Source organism: Nocardiopsis sp. iso_25, assembly GCF_056173305.1.
On record NZ_CM149667.1, the window covers coordinates 833843 to 849176 of the forward strand.

14 protein-coding genes and 1 tRNA gene are annotated in these 15334 nt (G+C 73.0%); 11 read left to right on the plus strand and 4 right to left on the minus strand.

Annotated elements, in window-relative coordinates; translation table 11 throughout:
• The first annotated feature begins 73 nt into the window (after window positions 1-73).
• The gene (locus AC0VX6_RS03855; protein ID WP_274978042.1) at window positions 74-772 is read left to right on the plus strand and encodes a nucleoside triphosphate pyrophosphohydrolase; all 699 of its coding nucleotides are present in this window, start codon (window positions 74-76) and stop codon (window positions 770-772) included.
• A 149-nt stretch (window positions 773-921) separates the two neighbouring features.
• Here the strand turns inward: AC0VX6_RS03855 and AC0VX6_RS03860 are convergent, their stop codons facing one another.
• Window positions 922-2124 carry an FAD-dependent monooxygenase gene (locus AC0VX6_RS03860; RefSeq protein WP_274976224.1) on the minus strand — a complete coding sequence of 401 codons (1203 nt, stop codon included), beginning with the start codon at window positions 2122-2124 and terminating at the stop codon, window positions 922-924.
• Window positions 2125-2274: 150 nt separating this feature from the next.
• Between AC0VX6_RS03860 and AC0VX6_RS03865 the strand changes: the two genes are divergently transcribed.
• From AC0VX6_RS03865 to AC0VX6_RS03875, 3 genes are all read left to right on the plus strand, one after another.
• Window positions 2275-2832: a TetR/AcrR family transcriptional regulator gene (locus tag AC0VX6_RS03865; protein ID WP_274976225.1), complete on the plus strand. Its 558-nt coding sequence runs from the start codon at window positions 2275-2277 to the stop codon at window positions 2830-2832.
• A 104-nt stretch (window positions 2833-2936) separates the two neighbouring features.
• A complete protein-coding gene (gene eno, locus AC0VX6_RS03870; protein ID WP_013151128.1) occupies window positions 2937-4220 on the plus strand; it encodes a phosphopyruvate hydratase in 1284 nt (427 codons plus the stop codon).
• Window positions 4221-4361: 141 nt separating this feature from the next.
• The gene (locus AC0VX6_RS03875) at window positions 4362-4733 is read left to right on the plus strand and encodes an FtsB family cell division protein (RefSeq protein WP_274976226.1); all 372 of its coding nucleotides are present in this window, start codon (window positions 4362-4364) and stop codon (window positions 4731-4733) included.
• 12 nt (window positions 4734-4745) lie between these two features.
• Here AC0VX6_RS03875 and crcB (AC0VX6_RS03880) read toward each other — a convergent pair whose 3' ends face one another.
• Both crcB (AC0VX6_RS03880) and crcB (AC0VX6_RS03885) read right to left on the minus strand, forming a co-directional pair.
• Complete coding sequence (gene crcB, locus AC0VX6_RS03880) at window positions 4746-5123, minus strand: fluoride efflux transporter CrcB (protein WP_274976227.1); 378 nt, start codon at window positions 5121-5123, stop codon at window positions 4746-4748.
• Window positions 5120-5560, minus strand: coding sequence for a fluoride efflux transporter CrcB (gene crcB, locus AC0VX6_RS03885; protein WP_475467393.1), 441 nt, complete (start codon window positions 5558-5560; stop codon window positions 5120-5122). Before crcB (AC0VX6_RS03885) ends, crcB (AC0VX6_RS03880) begins: the two co-directional genes overlap by 4 nt.
• A 269-nt stretch (window positions 5561-5829) precedes the next feature.
• Here crcB (AC0VX6_RS03885) and AC0VX6_RS03890 point away from each other — a divergent pair, with 269 nt between their 5' ends.
• The 4 genes from AC0VX6_RS03890 to AC0VX6_RS03905 all read left to right on the plus strand — a co-directional run bounded on the left by AC0VX6_RS03890 (window position 5830) and on the right by AC0VX6_RS03905 (window position 9309).
• Window positions 5830-6396: a DUF501 domain-containing protein gene (locus AC0VX6_RS03890; RefSeq protein ID WP_475467394.1), complete on the plus strand. Its 567-nt coding sequence runs from the start codon at window positions 5830-5832 to the stop codon at window positions 6394-6396.
• Complete coding sequence (locus tag AC0VX6_RS03895) at window positions 6393-7373, plus strand: Ppx/GppA phosphatase family protein (RefSeq protein WP_274976230.1); 981 nt, start codon at window positions 6393-6395, stop codon at window positions 7371-7373. Before AC0VX6_RS03890 ends, AC0VX6_RS03895 begins: the two co-directional genes overlap by 4 nt.
• Window positions 7374-7718: 345 nt before the next feature.
• On the plus strand, window positions 7719-9095 hold the full coding sequence (locus AC0VX6_RS03900; protein WP_013151134.1) for an NAD(P)/FAD-dependent oxidoreductase: 1377 nt from the start codon (window positions 7719-7721) through the stop codon (window positions 9093-9095).
• Between the two features lie 140 nt (window positions 9096-9235).
• Window positions 9236-9309: transfer RNA gene (locus tag AC0VX6_RS03905), tRNA-Leu, on the plus strand.
• A gap of 95 nt (window positions 9310-9404) precedes the next feature.
• Here AC0VX6_RS03905 and AC0VX6_RS03910 read toward each other — a convergent pair.
• A complete protein-coding gene (locus AC0VX6_RS03910; protein ID WP_274976231.1) occupies window positions 9405-11240 on the minus strand; it encodes a PucR family transcriptional regulator in 1836 nt (611 codons plus the stop codon).
• Between the two features lie 141 nt (window positions 11241-11381).
• On the opposite strand from AC0VX6_RS03910, the gene pruA reads away from it, so the two are divergent.
• The 3 genes from pruA (at window position 11382) to AC0VX6_RS03925 (ending at window position 15250) form a co-directional block, all read left to right on the plus strand.
• Window positions 11382-13007 carry an L-glutamate gamma-semialdehyde dehydrogenase gene (gene pruA / locus AC0VX6_RS03915; RefSeq protein ID WP_274976232.1) on the plus strand — a complete coding sequence of 542 codons (1626 nt, stop codon included), beginning with the start codon at window positions 11382-11384 and terminating at the stop codon, window positions 13005-13007.
• A gap of 135 nt (window positions 13008-13142) precedes the next feature.
• Window positions 13143-14069: a proline dehydrogenase family protein gene (locus AC0VX6_RS03920; protein ID WP_274976233.1), complete on the plus strand. Its 927-nt coding sequence runs from the start codon at window positions 13143-13145 to the stop codon at window positions 14067-14069.
• Between the two features lie 248 nt (window positions 14070-14317).
• A complete protein-coding gene (locus AC0VX6_RS03925) occupies window positions 14318-15250 on the plus strand; it encodes a Bax inhibitor-1/YccA family membrane protein (RefSeq protein WP_274976234.1) in 933 nt (310 codons plus the stop codon).
• Window positions 15251-15334: the final 84 nt, after the last annotated feature.

The following is a 15334-nucleotide window of genomic DNA, read 5'->3' on the forward strand; positions in this document are numbered from 1 at the left end:
CGTGCGGGACGCGCAGGGCGGGAGGGACGGCGGCCCGCCGGTCGGGCACCGGGTGCTGCGCCTGGTCGAGGTGATGGACACCCTGCGCCGGGAGTGCCCGTGGGACCGCGACCAGACCCACGGCTCGCTGGCCAAGTACCTCATCCAGGAGGCCTACGAGACCCTGGAGACCATCGAGGAGGGCGACTTCGCGCTACTGCGCGAGGAGCTGGGCGACGTGCTGCTCCAGGTGGTCTTCCACGCGGCGGTCGCGGCCGAGCGGCCCGAGGGGGACCCGGCGCGGTTCACGGTGGACGACGTCGCCGACGCCATCATCGACAAGATGACCCGCCGCCACCCGCACGTGTTCGGCGGGGTCGAGGTGTCGGGCGCCGACGAGGTGGGGTCCAACTGGGAGGCCATCAAGGCGGCCGAGCGGGCGGAGAAGGCCCGGGCGGCGGGCGGCGACGGGCGCAACTCGGTCCTGGACGGGGTGCCGTTCGCCCAGCCCGCGGTGCTGCTGGCCGACGAGTTGCAGAGGCGTGCGGTGCGCAACGGCTTCCCCGCCGACCTGGTCGGTGACGACGGGGCCGAGGGCGGGGAGCTGTTCGCGGCTGTGGCGGCCGAGCGCGGTCGGGGCCGCGACGCCGAGAGCGACCTGAGGGCGGCGGCCCGCCGGTTCGACGCCCGTGTGCGCGCGGCCGAGGACGCCGCCCGCGCCGATGGAAGGGAGCCCCGCGAGCTGTCCGCGGGGGAGTGGCGGACCTACTGGGACAAGGCGGGCGAGGCCTGACGGGTCGGCCGCGGGTGCGGCCGGTGTGACGTCGGCGTCCCGCCCCGCGTTGGCCGCGTCCTCGTCGCCGGTGCCGACGCCAGAACCGCGCCGGGGGTGCGAGGCCGCACCGAAAAGGGGCGGGCTGGTCCGCCGTGCGCCGGTCCGGGTCAGGCCCCTGCGGGTGCGGGGGCGTCCAGCTCCAGGGCCTCCGACGCCCGTGACAGGCGGCTGTCGAAGCCGCCGAGGGAGGACAGCAGCGGGGCCAGCCGGAGCAGGAGGCCGCGTGCCAGCAGCGCCGGCCGGGTGCGCGGGAGCAGGAACGCCTGGCCCCGGTCGGCGATGTCCTGGTTGGCCGCCACGAACGGCCTCATCCGGGCCTCGTAGGCGGCCAGCGCCGTGCGGTGGCCGTCGTGGCGGGCGAGTTCCTGCGCCAAAACGTAGGCGCCGACCATGGCCAGGCTGCTGCCCTGCCCCGACATGGGTGAGGGGCAGTACCCGGCGTCGCCGAGCAGGGTCACGCGCCCGGCCGACCAGCGGTCCATGCGGATCTGGGCGACGGAGTCGAAGTAGAAGTCCGGGGCCCGCTCCATCTCCTCCAGGATGCGGTCGGCCTCCCAGCCGTGCCCGGCGAAGGCGCGGCGCAGGAACTCCCTCTGCTCCCCGGGCGGCCTGCGGTCGACGCCGCTCTCCTCTCGCGCGGACAGCGCCAGCATGGCCTTGGCCCCCTGCGCGCGGGGCGTGTGGTACATGGCCACGAGCCGTCCCGGGGTGTTGAACAGCACGGCCTCGCGGTCCAGCCCCGGGTGGTTGGGCACCGTGAAGATGCTGATGTAGCTGCCCAGGAACCGGCGGTGGGGGGCCTCCGGGCCGAACGCGAGCCGCCGGGTCGTGGAGTGCAGGCCGTCCGCCCCCACGACGAGGTCGAACACGCGCGGTCCGGACCGCGCGAATGCCACGTGGACCCCGTCCCGCCGCTGTTCGATCGCGGTGGCGGAGTCCCCGTACAGGTACTCGGTGTACGCGGCGGTCGGCGCGTGGACCAGACGGACCAGGTCACCGCGCAGCAGTTCGGCGGAGCGGCCGGCGGCGGTGACCGCGCTCGCCTCGAAGCCGCCCGTGCGCCTTGCGCGGGCGTCCACGGTCGTGGCCCTGGACATCTCGGTGGCCGAGGCCCGGATGCCGTCCAGCACCCCCATGCGCTCGGCGACGTCCAGGGCGGTGCCGCGCACGTCGACGGCGTAGCCGCCCGTGCGGGGCGCGGGGGCGCGTTCGACGACGGTGGCCTCGATGGCGTGGTGGTGGAGCCAGTGGGCGAGGGTCGGTCCGGCGATGCCCGCGCCGGAGATCAGGACGTTGCGTACGGCGGTCATGGCGTTCTCGCTCCTTCGTGTGCCGTTGCGCCCACGCTAGAACGCTACTTACCGTGCGTCAAGTAACTTACCGATCGACAGGTAAACTACCGGCCGGAAGGTCGCCGCTAGACTCGACTGACCGGTGGCGAGGGAACGGAAGTGACACGGGTGCCCAGAGTGCAGAACGACACCAAGGCGCAGATCCGGGCGGTGGCCCTGGAGCTGTTCGCCCGCAAGGGCTTCGAGAAGACCAGCCTGCGCGAGATCGCCGAGCGCCTGGACATCACCAAGGCCGCGCTGTACTACCACTTCCCCTCCAAGAACGACCTGCTCACGTCACTGGTCAGCCCCCTGGGCGAGGACATGGAGGCGCTCTTCGCCAGGTACGGCGGCCACGGCGGGGCCGACGACCCGCGCGCGCTGCTGGGCGACTACTTCGACGTCTGCGTGCGCCACAGCGCCCTGATGCTCGCCGTCCTCAACGACCTGGGCGCGCTGGCCGACGTCGGGCTGGTCGACTCCGTCATCTCCTGGCGCCGACGCCTGGACACCCTGCTCGTGGGCCCCGAGGGCGGCGTGCCCGCCCGGATGGGCGCCGTGATCGCCCTGGGCGGCATCCAGGACCTCTCGGTCATGTTCTCCGCCGAGGAGGCCGCCGACCACCGCGAACGCGCCATCGACATCGCCGTGGCCGCTCTGGAAGCGGGCATGTCCGATATGGACTAGACCAATTCCGCCGGGTGCGCGCGTCCTCCCCGGTGCGGGGTCGCTAGTCTCGTGTCGGGTCCTGAACCAGTGGTCCGAGAAACCCCAAGAGACGGAGAGAGACCGTGGCGTCCATCGAGGCAGTACAGGCGCGGGAGATCCTTGACTCCCGGGGCAACCCGACAGTCGAGGTCGAGGTCCTGCTCGACGACGGAACCATCGCGCGCGCGGGCGTCCCCAGCGGCGCCTCCACCGGCCAGTTCGAGGCGGTCGAGCTGCGCGACGGCGGTGACCGCTACGGCGGCAAGGGCGTGACCAAGGCCGTCACGGCCGTCAACGACGAGATCGCCGACGAGCTGCTCGGCCACGCCCCCGACGAGCAGCGCATCATCGACCGCGCGCTCATCGACCTGGACGGCACCCCGGACAAGTCCCGGATCGGCGCCAACGCCATCCTGGGCGCCTCCCTGGCCGTGGCCAGGGCCGCCGCGGCCGAGGCCGGGCTGCCCCTGTTCCGCTACATCGGCGGCCCCAACGCGCACGTGCTGCCGGTGCCGATGATGAACATCCTCAACGGCGGTGCGCACGCCGACAGCAACGTCGACATCCAGGAGTTCATGGTCGCGCCGATCGGCGCTCCCACCTTCTCCGAGGCCGTCCGCTGGGGCACCGAGGTCTACCACGCGCTCAAGTCGGTCCTCAAGGCCCACGGCCTGGCCACCGGCGTGGGCGACGAGGGCGGCTTCGCCCCCAACCTGGACAGCAACCGCGCCGCCCTCGACCTGATCGTGGAGGCCATCGAGAAGGCGGGCTACACCCCGGGCACCGACATCGCGCTCGCCCTGGACGTGGCCGCCAGCGAGTTCTTCAGCGACGGCGTGTACACCTTCGAGGGCAAGGCCCGCTCCTCGGAGGAGATGGCCGCCTACTACGCCGAGCTGGTGGAGGCCTACCCGCTCGTCTCGATCGAGGACCCCCTCGACGAGGAGGACTGGGAGGGCTGGAAGAAGCTCACCGCCCAGCTGGGCGACAAGGTGCAGCTCGTGGGCGACGACCTGTTCGTCACCAACCCCGAGCGGCTCCAGCGCGGCATCCTGGCCGACACCGCCAACTCGCTGCTGGTGAAGGTCAACCAGATCGGCACCCTCACCGAGACGCTGGACGCGGTCTCCCTCGCCCAGCGCAGCGGTTACACGGCCATGATCAGCCACCGCTCCGGCGAGACCGAGGACACGACCATCGCCGACATCGCGGTGGCCACCAACGCCGGGCAGATCAAGACCGGCGCCCCGGCGCGCAGCGAGCGGGTCGCCAAGTACAACCAGCTGCTGCGCATCGAGGAGGAACTCGACGACGCCGCCGTGTACGCGGGCGTGTCGGCCTTCCCGCGCTTCGCCGCGCGCGGCTAGTCTGCCCCAGTGCCCCGCGAATCCGAGCAGCAGCGTCCAAAGGCCAAGAAGGCGGCCAAAGCCGACAGGCCCGGGCGCGGTCCTGCCCGGAAGACGGGGTCCTCAGGCACGGGCATGGGCCGCACCCCCAGGGTGCGGCCCATGCTCACCAGCCGCGCGGCCATCCTCGCGCTCGTGGTGTGCGTGATCGCGCTCAGCCTGGCCTACCCGCTGCGCGAGTACATCGCCCAGCGCGCCCAGCTCGCCGACCTGCGCGAGGAGCGCGCACGCATGGAGCAGAGCGTGCAGGACCTGCGCCAGCGCCAGGACGAGATGACCCAGGACTCCTACGTGGAGCGCGAGGCCCGCGTCCGGCTGCACTACCAGTACCCCGGCGAGACCGCCTACATCGTCATCCCGCCCGACTCCGAGGGCGAGGACGAGGACGACACCGGCCCCAGCGAGCCCTGGTTCACCACCCTGTGGCGCTCGGTGGAGGACGCCGACAGCCCGCCGCCCGACGACGGGCTCTGAGCCCCGCGCCCCTCAGAGCAGGGCGCCCGCGGCCCACGCCCCCGCCGCCAGCGCGACCAGCGCACAGCCCCCGGTCAGGGCCGCGTAGCCGGCGGCGGCCGGGACGCGCCCCTCCCCGGCCAGGGAGAGGACCTCGTGGGAGAAGGTCGAGTACGTGGTCAGCGCGCCGCACAACCCGACGGAGAGCAGGGCCCACAACCGGGGGGAGAGCGCCGCCGCACCCGCGGCGCCGACCAGCAGCCCCAGCAGCAGGGTGCCCGCGACGTTCACGGTGAACGTGCCCCAGGGCAGCCCCGCGCCGACCGCGCGCGAGACGGCCCGGTCCACCAGGTAGCGCAGGGCCGCGCCCGCGCCGCCGCCCAGGCCGACCAGCAACACCTCCCAGTTCACGGCCGCCTCCGGCGGGACAGCGCGCGGAGCGCGCGCCCCGTGGCCCACGCGCCCAGGGCTGTCCCGGCCACCGCCCCGGCCAGGGTGAGCGCCATGTAGGCCGCGGCCTCGGCGACCCGTCCGGAGGCCGCCAGCGCACCCGTGTCCAGGACGTGGGCCGAGTAGGTGGTGAACCCGCCCAGGAAGCCGGTGCCGAGCAGCTGCCTGACCCAGGGCGGCGCGGGCCGGGGACCGGTGACGGCCGCGGCCAGGACGCCGATGAGCACCGAGCCCGCGAGGTTGACGGCCAGGGTGGCCAGCGGCAGCCCGCCGTCGGGGGTCGGCCAGGCCTGCGCCACCAGGTGGCGGGCCACCGCCCCCGCGGCCCCGCCGCAGGCGGCGATCCCGGCCATGGCGGCCACGTCCCGGGAACGGGGCGCTCGGTCGTCGGCGGACATGGTCCTCCCCACACGTCGTGGCCCCGGGCCGCGGGAGCCGCAACGCCGGTGTGCGGGGACCGTCGGCGGACGCCGCGGTCGGCTGAGGGCGGGCTCCACCGCCGCGCGCCGACCCGTGGGACGGCGCCACGGGCTGGCGGGCCCGTGCGCCGCCATCCTACTCGCGAGACGCGGGGGTGTTCCGGGTCGGCGACGGCTCCGCGCGGAAGGGGCGGCAGGGGGGACGCCCGCGCCTTCGGGTGCGTGTGCGGCCCTATGCTGGGTGCGCCATGACTTCCGCAGATCAGCCCGCGCCCGGGCACGCCGCCGAGCGCGACACCGCCGCCGTCGAACTCCAACTGGGCCGCCCGCCGCGCGGTGTACGCGCGATCGCGCACCGCTGCCCCTGCGGCCTGCCCGACGTGGTGCGCACCGCGCCCCGGCTGGAGAACGGCGAGCCCTTCCCGACCCTGTACTACCTGACGTGCCCGCGCGCCGCCTCGGCCATCGGCCGGATGGAGAACGAGGGCCGCATGCGCCGGATGCAGGAGCGCCTGGGGGAGGAGCCCGAACTCCGGGCCGCCTACACCAGGGCGCACGAGTCCTACCTGGCCGAGCGCGCCGAGCAGGCGCGCCTGGACGGCGTCGAACCGCTGCCCGAGGGCATGCAGAGCACCGGCGGCATGCCCACCCGGGTCAAGTGCCTGCACGCGCTGGTCGCCCACGAGCTGGCCGAGCCGGGGACGAACCCCTTCGGCGCCGAGGCGCTGGAGGAGCTGCCGCACTGGTGGGACAGGGGCCCGTGCGTGTGTGTCGACGAGAACGCCCCCGGGGGCGACGAAGGGAACGCATCATGAGCGGTGTCGCGGCCATCGACTGCGGAACCAACTCCGTCCGGCTGCTGATCGCCGACGTCGTCCACGTGGGCGAGGACGAGGTGCAGGTGGTCGACGTCGACCGGCGCATGGAGATCGTGCGCCTGGGCGAGGGCGTGGACGAGACCGGGGCGTTCGCGCCCCAGGCGCTGGAGCGCACCTTCGAGGCGCTGCGCGGGTACGCCGAGGCCATCGAGGCGCACGGCATCGCCCTGGGTCCGGACGCGGTGCGCATGGTCGCCACCAGCGCCACCCGGGACGCGAGCAACCGCCAGGTCTTCGCGGACGGCGTGCGCGGCATCCTCGGCGTGGAGCCCGAGGTGGTCACCGGCCTGGACGAGGCCGAGCTGTCCTTCGTGGGCGCCACCGCCGAGCTGGAGGCCGAGGGCCCGGACGAGGACCTGGCCCCGCCGTTCCTGGTCGTGGACATCGGCGGCGGCTCCACCGAGTTCGTCCTGGGCGGCGTCCCGTCCGGGGACGACGGCGAGCTGGTCCGCGCTTCGCTGTCGGTGGACATCGGCTGCGTGCGCATGACCGAGCGCCACCTGCGCGGCGACCCTCCCACGGAGCAGGAGATCGCGGCGGCGACCGCAGACATCGAGGCCGCGCTGGACGAGGTCGAGCGGGTGGTCCCGCTGCGCGAGGCCGCCTCGGTCGTGTGCGTCGCGGGCACCGCGACCACGGTCGCCGGCATCGCCCTGGACCTGCCCGAGTACGACCCCGAGCGCATCCACCACACCCGCGTGGGCGTCGCCGACCTGGACCGCATCACCGGGGAGCTGCTCAAGGCCACCTCACGGGAGCGGTCGATGATCGGCGTCATGCACCCGGGCCGGGTGGACGTCATCGGCGCGGGCGCGCTCGTGCTGTCGCGGGTGCTCGCCCGCACGGGGGCCGACTCCTTCACGGCCAGCGAGCACGACATCCTCGACGGCGTGGCCTGGAGCCTGGTCGTGTGACGCCGCCCGCGGGGGACGCCCGACCAGGTGTCCCCCGCGGAGCGCGCAAGGGCGCCACGGGTGAGACGCGTCACCCCCCAAGGGCCTTGTGAATGCTTTCACAACCGTTCTGACCTGCGAAAACGTCGGTAGGGTGGAGCGGGAAGTGGTGGGAAGGTGAGCCGGTGTGAACCTTCTCTGTCGGCGGGTGCTTGTGAAAGAATGCACAAGCGAAGGGACGAAGCACCCCGCTCCGACCCGGGCGGCACCCCGCCGCCACCGCGGCGCGGGCGGCCGAAGACCGTGACGACCTCGCGGCCCCTGGGAAGGGGCACCACACAGAAGAACCGTTAGGGCGGAAATGCGATGACCGAGAGCAGGAACTACCGGCTGGTACACGGCGGAGGGGACGACGCGGAGATCCCGCACATCCTCATCGTCGGCGGCGGTTACCTCGGGATGTACACCGCGAGGCGGCTGGAGAAGAAGCTCGGAGCGGGCGAGGCGCGGATCACCGTCATCGACCCCAACTCCTACATGACCTACCAGCCCTTCCTGCCCGAGACCGCTTCCGGCAGCATCTCGCCCCGACACGTGGTCGTCCCGCTGCGCAAGGTCTTCAAGCGGGTCCGCGTCCTGGGCGGCAGGGTCGTGCGCATCGACCACGCCGACCGCACGGTCCGCTACGAGCCCAACGTCGGCGAGGCCCAGACCCTCGCCTACGACTACCTCGTCATGGCCGCCGGAGCGGTCTCGCGCACCCTGCCCATCCCCGGCCTGGCCGAGTGGGGCATCGGGATCAAGACGGTCGAGGAGGCCGCCTTCCTGCGCAACCACGTCCTGGACCAGCTCTCCATCGCCGACTCCACCGACGACGAGGCCATCCGGCGCAAGGCGCTGAACTTCGTCTTCGTCGGCGGCGGCTTCGCCGGGGCCGAGGCCATCGCCGAGCTGGAGGACATGGTCCGCGACGCCGTGCGCCACCACCCCTCGATCGGCCTGGAGGACGTGCAGTTCTACCTCATCGAGGCGGCTGACAAGATCCTCCCCGAGGTCGGTCCCGAGGTCGGCAGCAAGGCGCTCAACCAGCTGCGCCGCCGCGGCATCGACGTCCGGCTCAAGACCTTCCTGGAGTCGGCGGTCGACCAGCACATCAAGCTCAGCGACGGCACCGAGTTCGACTCGGGCACGCTGGTGTGGACCGCGGGCGTCAAGCCCAGCCCGGTCGTGGCCGCCAGCGACCTGCCGCTCGGCCCCAAGGGCCACCTGGACACCAGCGAGTACCTGGCCGTCAACGGCGTGGAGAACGCCTTCGCGGGCGGCGACAACGCGCAGGTGCCCGACGGCAACGGCGGCTACTACCCGCCCAACGCCCAGAACGCGGTCCGCCAGGCCCCGGTCCTGGCCGACAACGTGATCGCCGCCCTGCGCGGCACCGAGCCCAAGGCCTACCGCCACAAGAACCTGGGCGCGGTCGCCGGGCTCGGAGTCCACAAGGGCGCCGCCCAGCTGTTCGGCAAGATCAAGCTCAACGGCCGCCTGGCCTGGTACGCGCACCGGTCCTACCACCTGTTCGCGGTCCCGACCTTCAACCGCAAGATGCGCGTGCTCTCGGACTGGACGCTCGCCCTCTTCCTGCGCCGCGACTACGCCGCGCTCCCGGAGATGGCCGAGCCCCGCCAGGCCTTCGAGGAGGCCAGCCACCCGCAGATCGAGGACGGCCGCCTCCGCCGGGTCAGCTGACCGGGCGCGGGCGCGGCGCGACCTCCGCGACGGGCGCGCGAAACGGCCGGCCTCCCCGAGGGGGAGCCGGCCGTTTCCTGTCCCAATGCGGCCAAGCCAAGTCAAAGTGGGCAATCAACCCGACCGGTATGATGGGCCACGCCCTCGTAGCCCAATGGAAGAGGCAGGCCCCCTAAAAGGGTCACAAGTGTCGGTTCGAGTCCGACCGGGGGTACCCACGGCAACCAGCCCCGACGACGCCTGCTCACCGAGCAGGCGTCGCGTTTTTCCGCGGGTGGACGCCTGCCCGCGGACACGGCCGGCAGTCCCTCAGCGCGTCGGTCCCTGCTGCTCCATCAACAGCTGCAACTGCGTGAACAGGCGTTCCCCGGGGTCCCCCAGGTCGATCCCGCTCACCGAAGCCGCCCGGCGCACCCGGTAGCGCAGCGTGTTCGGGTGGATGTGCAGTCGCTCCGCCGCCGCCCGCGCGTCCCCGAACGCCTCCAGGTAGGCCAGCAGGGAGTGCACCAGGTCGGCGCCGCCCGCGCGGTCGTGCTCGACCAGCCGGCTCACCCGCGGGTCCCGCAGCGACGGGTCCCCGCGCAGCAGCGCCAGCGTCTCGCTGACCAGCACCCGCGAGCGCACGTCGGAGATGGTCGCCACGTCCCAGCCCGGACCCCGGTCGGGAGAGCGTTCCACCGCGTCCAGGACCCGGTCCGCCTCCGCACGCGAGTCCGGCACGTCCCCCAGCCGCTCCACCAGCGACCCCACCGCCGCGCGCACCTCCAGCCCCAGCGCCGCACGCGCCGCCGCCACCGTCCTGCGTGCCAGCGCCAGCACCGACCGCTCCACCCCGCGCCGCCCCTCCCGGGTGCGCGCCAGGTCCGGCAGCAGCACGTACACCCGACCGCCCAGCGCGGTCACCAGGGCGCCGCGCCGGTAGGCCGCGGTGTGCACCGACACCAGGTCGATCAGCTGGCGGCGGCGCAACTCGCGCTCGGGCCGGTCGGGGCGCTCCTCCGCCGCGCCCTCGGCCCCCTCGACCGGGGCGAACGCCGCCACCAGCGCGCCCCGGTCGGCGTGCACCTCCACTGTGTCGGCCAGCGCACCGGCGTCGATCCTGCCCTCCAACAGGCTCGACAGCAGGTCCTCGCGCAGCCGCAGCCCCGCGCTGGCCTGCGTGCGCTGGCGGATCATCTGCAGCGCGGTGGTGCGCGCCGCGCCCAGCAGGGCCTCCTCCGCGTGCTCGGCCAGCGGCCGGTCGCCCTCCTGCACCCAGATCGCGCCCAGCGGCTGGCGCCCCGCGTGGATGCCCACGGCCAACCGGCGCCTGATGCCCAGTTCGGGGTGCTCGTCCACCCGCACCACCTCCTCGCCCGCGCGCAGCTTGGCGAACACCCCCCACTCGCGCAGCAGGGCCAGGTACGACTCCGGGCCGCGCCTGCCCAGCACCGACAGCCGCCGCAACTCGTCCACCTCGGCGCCGCTGGAGTAGGCCAGCACCCGGCTCGCCGCGTCCTCGATGCTCACCAGCCCGCCGGTGAGCCGGGCGATGGTCTGCGCCATGGAGAACAGGTCGCCGCCGGACTCGCCCAGATCCTCCGAGGCGGTCAGGCGGGCGTCGTCCAGGATGGACCGGCACACCGACTGCAACTGGTCCCAGCGCACCTCGGGGCGGACCGTGAGCAGGGCGATCCCCGCCTCCTGAGCCTCGGCGCGCAGCGCCCTCGCCTCGTCGCCGCCCCCGGCCCGGGGGCGGCCGGGGCGCGTCCCCGCGCTCGGCGGCGCCTCCTCCGGCGCCGCGTGCGCGCTGGTCTTGACCGCGACGGCCGTGGCGCCGCGCTCGGCCAGCGCCCCGACCATGCGCCGCGCGGCGGCGCCCCGGGCCCCGATCAGCAGCACCAGGTCCCCCTCCCGCACCTCCGTGCGGTCCTCCGGGTCGAGGATGACGACGTTGTCCACCTGGACATCGAGCCCGTCCGGGGCGGCGGCCACGTCCACGACGGGGTCGCCGAGGGCCAGCAGCAGTCCACGCAGGGGCAGACCCGTGGTCCTGTCATCGGATGAACCGTCCTGAGCAGGCGGAACCCCCGGCCGCCGGTGCGGTCGGGGGTTCCCGTCGCCGGAGGCGCGGAACGGGTCGGATGCTGGGCGGTCGTCGCTCATGTGTGTCCCATTTTGTCCTGGAGAACAAATAAGGCGGGCAAAGAGTGGCCTGGTCCACAAGGTTCGCACGTCCCGGTTCTGGGAGCGTTGAATCAGCCAACCCTGCTTGCTTCAGGGACATTCTTCACCGGGAAGGTGCCCATGGACGCCGTGACCAACGTCCCTCTGCCCCAGAACGAGCCCGTTCTGTCCTACGCGCCCGGCAGCGCCGAGCGCGAGGAACTCGTGGCCAAGCTGGAGGAGCTCGGCAGCCGGAGCATCGACCTGCCGATGCGCATCGGCGGCGAGAGCCGCATGGGCGGCGGCGAGCCCATCGACGTCGTGCAGCCGCACCGCCACGCCGCGGTCCTGGGCACCATGCGCAACGCCACCCGCGAGGACGCCCGCGACGCCGTCGCCGCCGCCAAGGCCGCCGCCCCCGCCTGGCGCGCGATGTCCTTCGACGACCGCGCCGCCATCCTCCTGCGCGCCGCCGAACTGCTCTCCGGCCCCTGGCGCGCCACCATCAACGCCGCCACCATGCTCGGCCAGTCCAAGACCGTGCAGCAGGCGGAGATCGACTCGGCCTGCGAGCTGATCGACTTCTGGCGCTTCAACGTCTCCTACGCCCGCGACCTGATCGCCCAGCAGCCGCTGAGCGTCAAGGGCGTGTGGAACCGCATGGAGCAGCGCCCCCTGGAGGGGTTCGTCTACGCGATCACCCCCTTCAACTTCACCGCGATCGCGGGCAACCTGCCCACCGCCCCGGCCCTGATGGGCAACGTGGTCGTGTGGAAGCCGTCCCCGACCCAGCAGTTCGCCGCCGAGCTGACCATGCGCCTGCTGGAGGAGGCGGGCATGCCCCCCGGCGTCATCAACATGGTCACCGGTGACGGCCTCGCCGTCTCCGATGTCGCCCTCAACGACCCGGAGCTGGCCGGTGTGCACTTCACCGGTTCGACCAGGACCTTCCAGCACCTGTGGAAGAGCGTGGGCGAGAACATCGCCAACTACCGCTCCTACCCGCGCATCGTCGGCGAGACCGGCGGCAAGGACTTCATCGTCGCCCACTCCTCGGCCGACCCCGAGGTCCTGCGCACCGCCATCGTGCGCGGCGCCTTCGAGTACCAGGGCCAGAAGTGCTCGGCCGCCTCGCGCGCCTTCGTCGCCCGCTCGGTGTGGGAGCGGGTCCGCGACGACCTCGTCGCCGAGACCGAGGCCCTGACCATGGGCGACGTCACCGACCTGTCCAACTTCGTCGGCGCCGTCATCGACCGCCGCGCCTTCGACAAGCTGGCCAAGGTCCTGGAGGACGCCAAGTCCGACCCGACCCTGACCGTCCTGGCGGGCGGCACCGCCGACGACTCCGTCGGCTACTTCGTGCGCCCCACCATCATCGAGGGCACCGACCCGTCCCACGACGTGTTCCGCACCGAGTACTTCGGCCCGGTCGTCGCCGTCCACGTCTACGAGGACGAGAAGTTCGACGAGGTCCTCAAGGTCGTCGACGAGGGCTCGGCCTACGCCCTGACCGGCGCCGTCCTGGCCAGGGACCGCGCCGCCGTGGCCAAGGCCAGCGAGGCCCTGCGCTTCGCCGCGGGCAACTTCTACGTCAACGACCGCCCGACCGGCTCCATCGTGGGCCAGCAGCCCTTCGGCGGCGGGCGCGCCTCCGGCACCAACGACAAGGCGGGTTCGGCGCAGAACCTGTCCCGCTGGTCCAGCCCGCGCGCCATCAAGGAGACCTTCGTCGCGCCGACGGTCTCCTCCTACCCCCACCAGGGCTGATGAGGAGCCCGGGCCCCCTCCCGTCCTGAGGGGGCCCGGGAACCCGCCCGCATCCACCGGCGCGGCCGGAACGAACCCCGCCGCGCCCCGCCCGCGCCAGCCCACCGGCTCGCGCACGTCTTTCCCGAGGTCACCATGCTTCGCAAACCCCTGCTGCTCGCCGCCAGGTCCCAGACCTGCCGCACCATCGTCGAGCGCACTCCCGTCACCCGGGCCATGGTCAAGCGGTTCGTCGCGGGCTCCACCCAGGACGAAGCGCTCCCCGTGGTCGGGGAGCTGACCCGGGACCGCCACGTCACCCTGGACTTCCTGGGCGAGGACACCACCGACACGGCCCAGGCCGAGGCGACGGTGACCGCCTACCGGGACCTGCTGGCCGCGCTGGGCGGGGCGGGTCTGGCCGAGCGCGCCGAGGTCTCGGTCAAGCTCTCGGCGGTGGGCCAGTTCCTCAACAGCGACGGCGAGAAGATCGCCCTGGACAACGCCCGCCGGATCGCCGAGGCGGCCAAGGCGGTCGGCACCACGATGACCCTGGACATGGAGGACCACACCACCACCGACTCCACACTGGGCATCCTGCGCGAGCTGCGCCAGGACTTCCCCTTCGTGGGCGCGGTGCTCCAGGCCTACCTGCGCCGCACCGAGGCCGACTGCCGCGACCTGAGCGGGGCCGGTTCGCGCGTGCGCCTGTGCAAGGGCGCCTACGACGAGCCCGAGTCGGTGGCCTTCCGCGACAAGGCCGAGGTGGACAAGGCCTACGTGCGCGCGCTGCGCGTGCTGATGGAGGGCGAGGGCTACCCGATGGTGGCCACGCACGACCCGCGCATGATCGCCATCGCGGGCTCGCTGGCCGCCGCCAACGGCCGGGGCGAGGACGGCTTCGAGTACCAGATGCTCTACGGCATCCGCGACGCCGAGCAGGTCAGGCTGGCCGCCGAGGGCAACCGGATGCGGGTCTACGTGCCCTACGGCGACGAGTGGTACGGCTACTACATGCGCCGTCTGGCGGAGCGTCCGGCGAACATGCTCTTCCTCGCCCGCTCCCTGGTCACGCGCGGCTAGCGCGGCCGTCACGGCCCCGCCGCGCGGGCGGCCCGGGCCGGAGGAGGAGGGGGTCGGCGTCCTCGGGTGCCGACCCCCTCGGCGTGTCCGCGAGGGCGGGCGCCCGCGCACCGCGTGGGGGCTCCGGACCGGCTCCGGTCGGCCCGGGGCGCCGTGTCTGAACAGTGACCTCGCCCGTGGAACTCCGGATGAGGCGCGTACGTTACCTTGTGGGCAGCAATCCACGCGTGAAAGGGTCTTGACTAGACATGCGGATGCGGAGTTCCAACCCCGTCCTCAAGCGGGCGCTCCAGCAGGCCGGTCCTGCCGGGCACCCCCAGCAGGGGTTCAACGGCCAGCCGGGTTACGGCTACGGCCAGCAGCAGGGCCCCTACGGCCAGCCGGGGTACGGACAACCGTACCCGCAGCAGGGCTATGGCCAGACCTACCCCCAGCAGGGTTACCCCGGCGGTCCGGTGCAGAGCACCGACAACCAGCCGATGACCATCGACGACGTGGTCGTGCGCACCGGTATGACGCTCGGTGTGGTCGCGGCCTTCGCCGTCGTCAACTACTTCCTCTTCGGCTCGGCCCCGGCCATCGCCGTGGCGCTCACCCTCGTGGGCGCGCTCGGCGGTCTGGTGCTGGGCCTGGTGATCTCCTTCAAGCAGATCACCAACCCGGTCGCCATCCTGAGCTACGCCGCCCTGGAGGGCCTGCTCGTCGGCGGCATCTCCGCGATCCTGGCCAACAGCCTGTCGGTCACCACCGGCGACGCCGGTGCGGGCGGCACGCTCGTGACCCAGGCGGTGCTGGGCACCGTCGTGGTGTTCGCCGTGATGCTCGCCCTGTACAAGTTCCGCGTCATCAAGGTGACCGACGGCTTCGTCAAGGTCGTCACGTACGCGGTCATCGGCGCCGCGGCCCTGATGCTGGTCAACTTCGTGGCCAGCTTCTTCATCGCGGGCGGCATCGGCCTGCGCGAGCCCAGCCCGCTCGGCCTGCTCGTCGGCCTGGTGTTCGTGGTCCTGGCCGCGCTGACCCTGGCCATCGAGTTCCGCGGCATCGAGGAGGGCCTCAACGCCGGCATCCCCAACAAGTTCGCCTGGCAGTTCGCCTTCGGCCTGACCGTCTCCCTGGTCTGGCTCTACATCGAGATCCTGCGCCTGCTCTGGATCATCAAGACGATCTTCGCGGAGTAGTCCGCGCCCGACGCGCGGAGGACTCCCGCGGCCGCCCACGGCGTCCGCACACCCATGCGAGGGGCCGCCGCCCGGACGTGCGTC

Excerpts from the sequence above, each read along its gene's own strand:
- AC0VX6_RS03895 (WP_274976230.1), top strand. The coding sequence starts at position 6,393 with ATGAGCGGTGTCGCGGCCATCGACTGCGGAACCAACTCCGTCCGGCTG.
- AC0VX6_RS03855 (WP_274978042.1), top strand. The coding sequence starts at position 74 with ATGGACACCCTGCGCCGGGAGTGCCCGTGGGACCGCGACCAGACCCAC.
- AC0VX6_RS03920 (WP_274976233.1), top strand. The coding sequence starts at position 13,143 with ATGCTTCGCAAACCCCTGCTGCTCGCCGCCAGGTCCCAGACCTGCCGC.
- crcB (WP_475467393.1), bottom strand. The coding sequence starts at position 5,560 with ATGTCCGCCGACGACCGAGCGCCCCGTTCCCGGGACGTGGCCGCCATG.
- AC0VX6_RS03875 (WP_274976226.1), top strand. The coding sequence starts at position 4,362 with ATGCTCACCAGCCGCGCGGCCATCCTCGCGCTCGTGGTGTGCGTGATC.
- AC0VX6_RS03860 (WP_274976224.1), bottom strand. The coding sequence starts at position 2,124 with ATGACCGCCGTACGCAACGTCCTGATCTCCGGCGCGGGCATCGCCGGA.
- AC0VX6_RS03910 (WP_274976231.1), bottom strand. The coding sequence starts at position 11,240 with ATGAGCGACGACCGCCCAGCATCCGACCCGTTCCGCGCCTCCGGCGAC.
- AC0VX6_RS03900 (WP_013151134.1), top strand. The coding sequence starts at position 7,719 with ATGACCGAGAGCAGGAACTACCGGCTGGTACACGGCGGAGGGGACGAC.
- AC0VX6_RS03925 (WP_274976234.1), top strand. The coding sequence starts at position 14,318 with ATGCGGATGCGGAGTTCCAACCCCGTCCTCAAGCGGGCGCTCCAGCAG.
- pruA (WP_274976232.1), top strand. The coding sequence starts at position 11,382 with ATGGACGCCGTGACCAACGTCCCTCTGCCCCAGAACGAGCCCGTTCTG.
- AC0VX6_RS03890 (WP_475467394.1), top strand. The coding sequence starts at position 5,830 with ATGACTTCCGCAGATCAGCCCGCGCCCGGGCACGCCGCCGAGCGCGAC.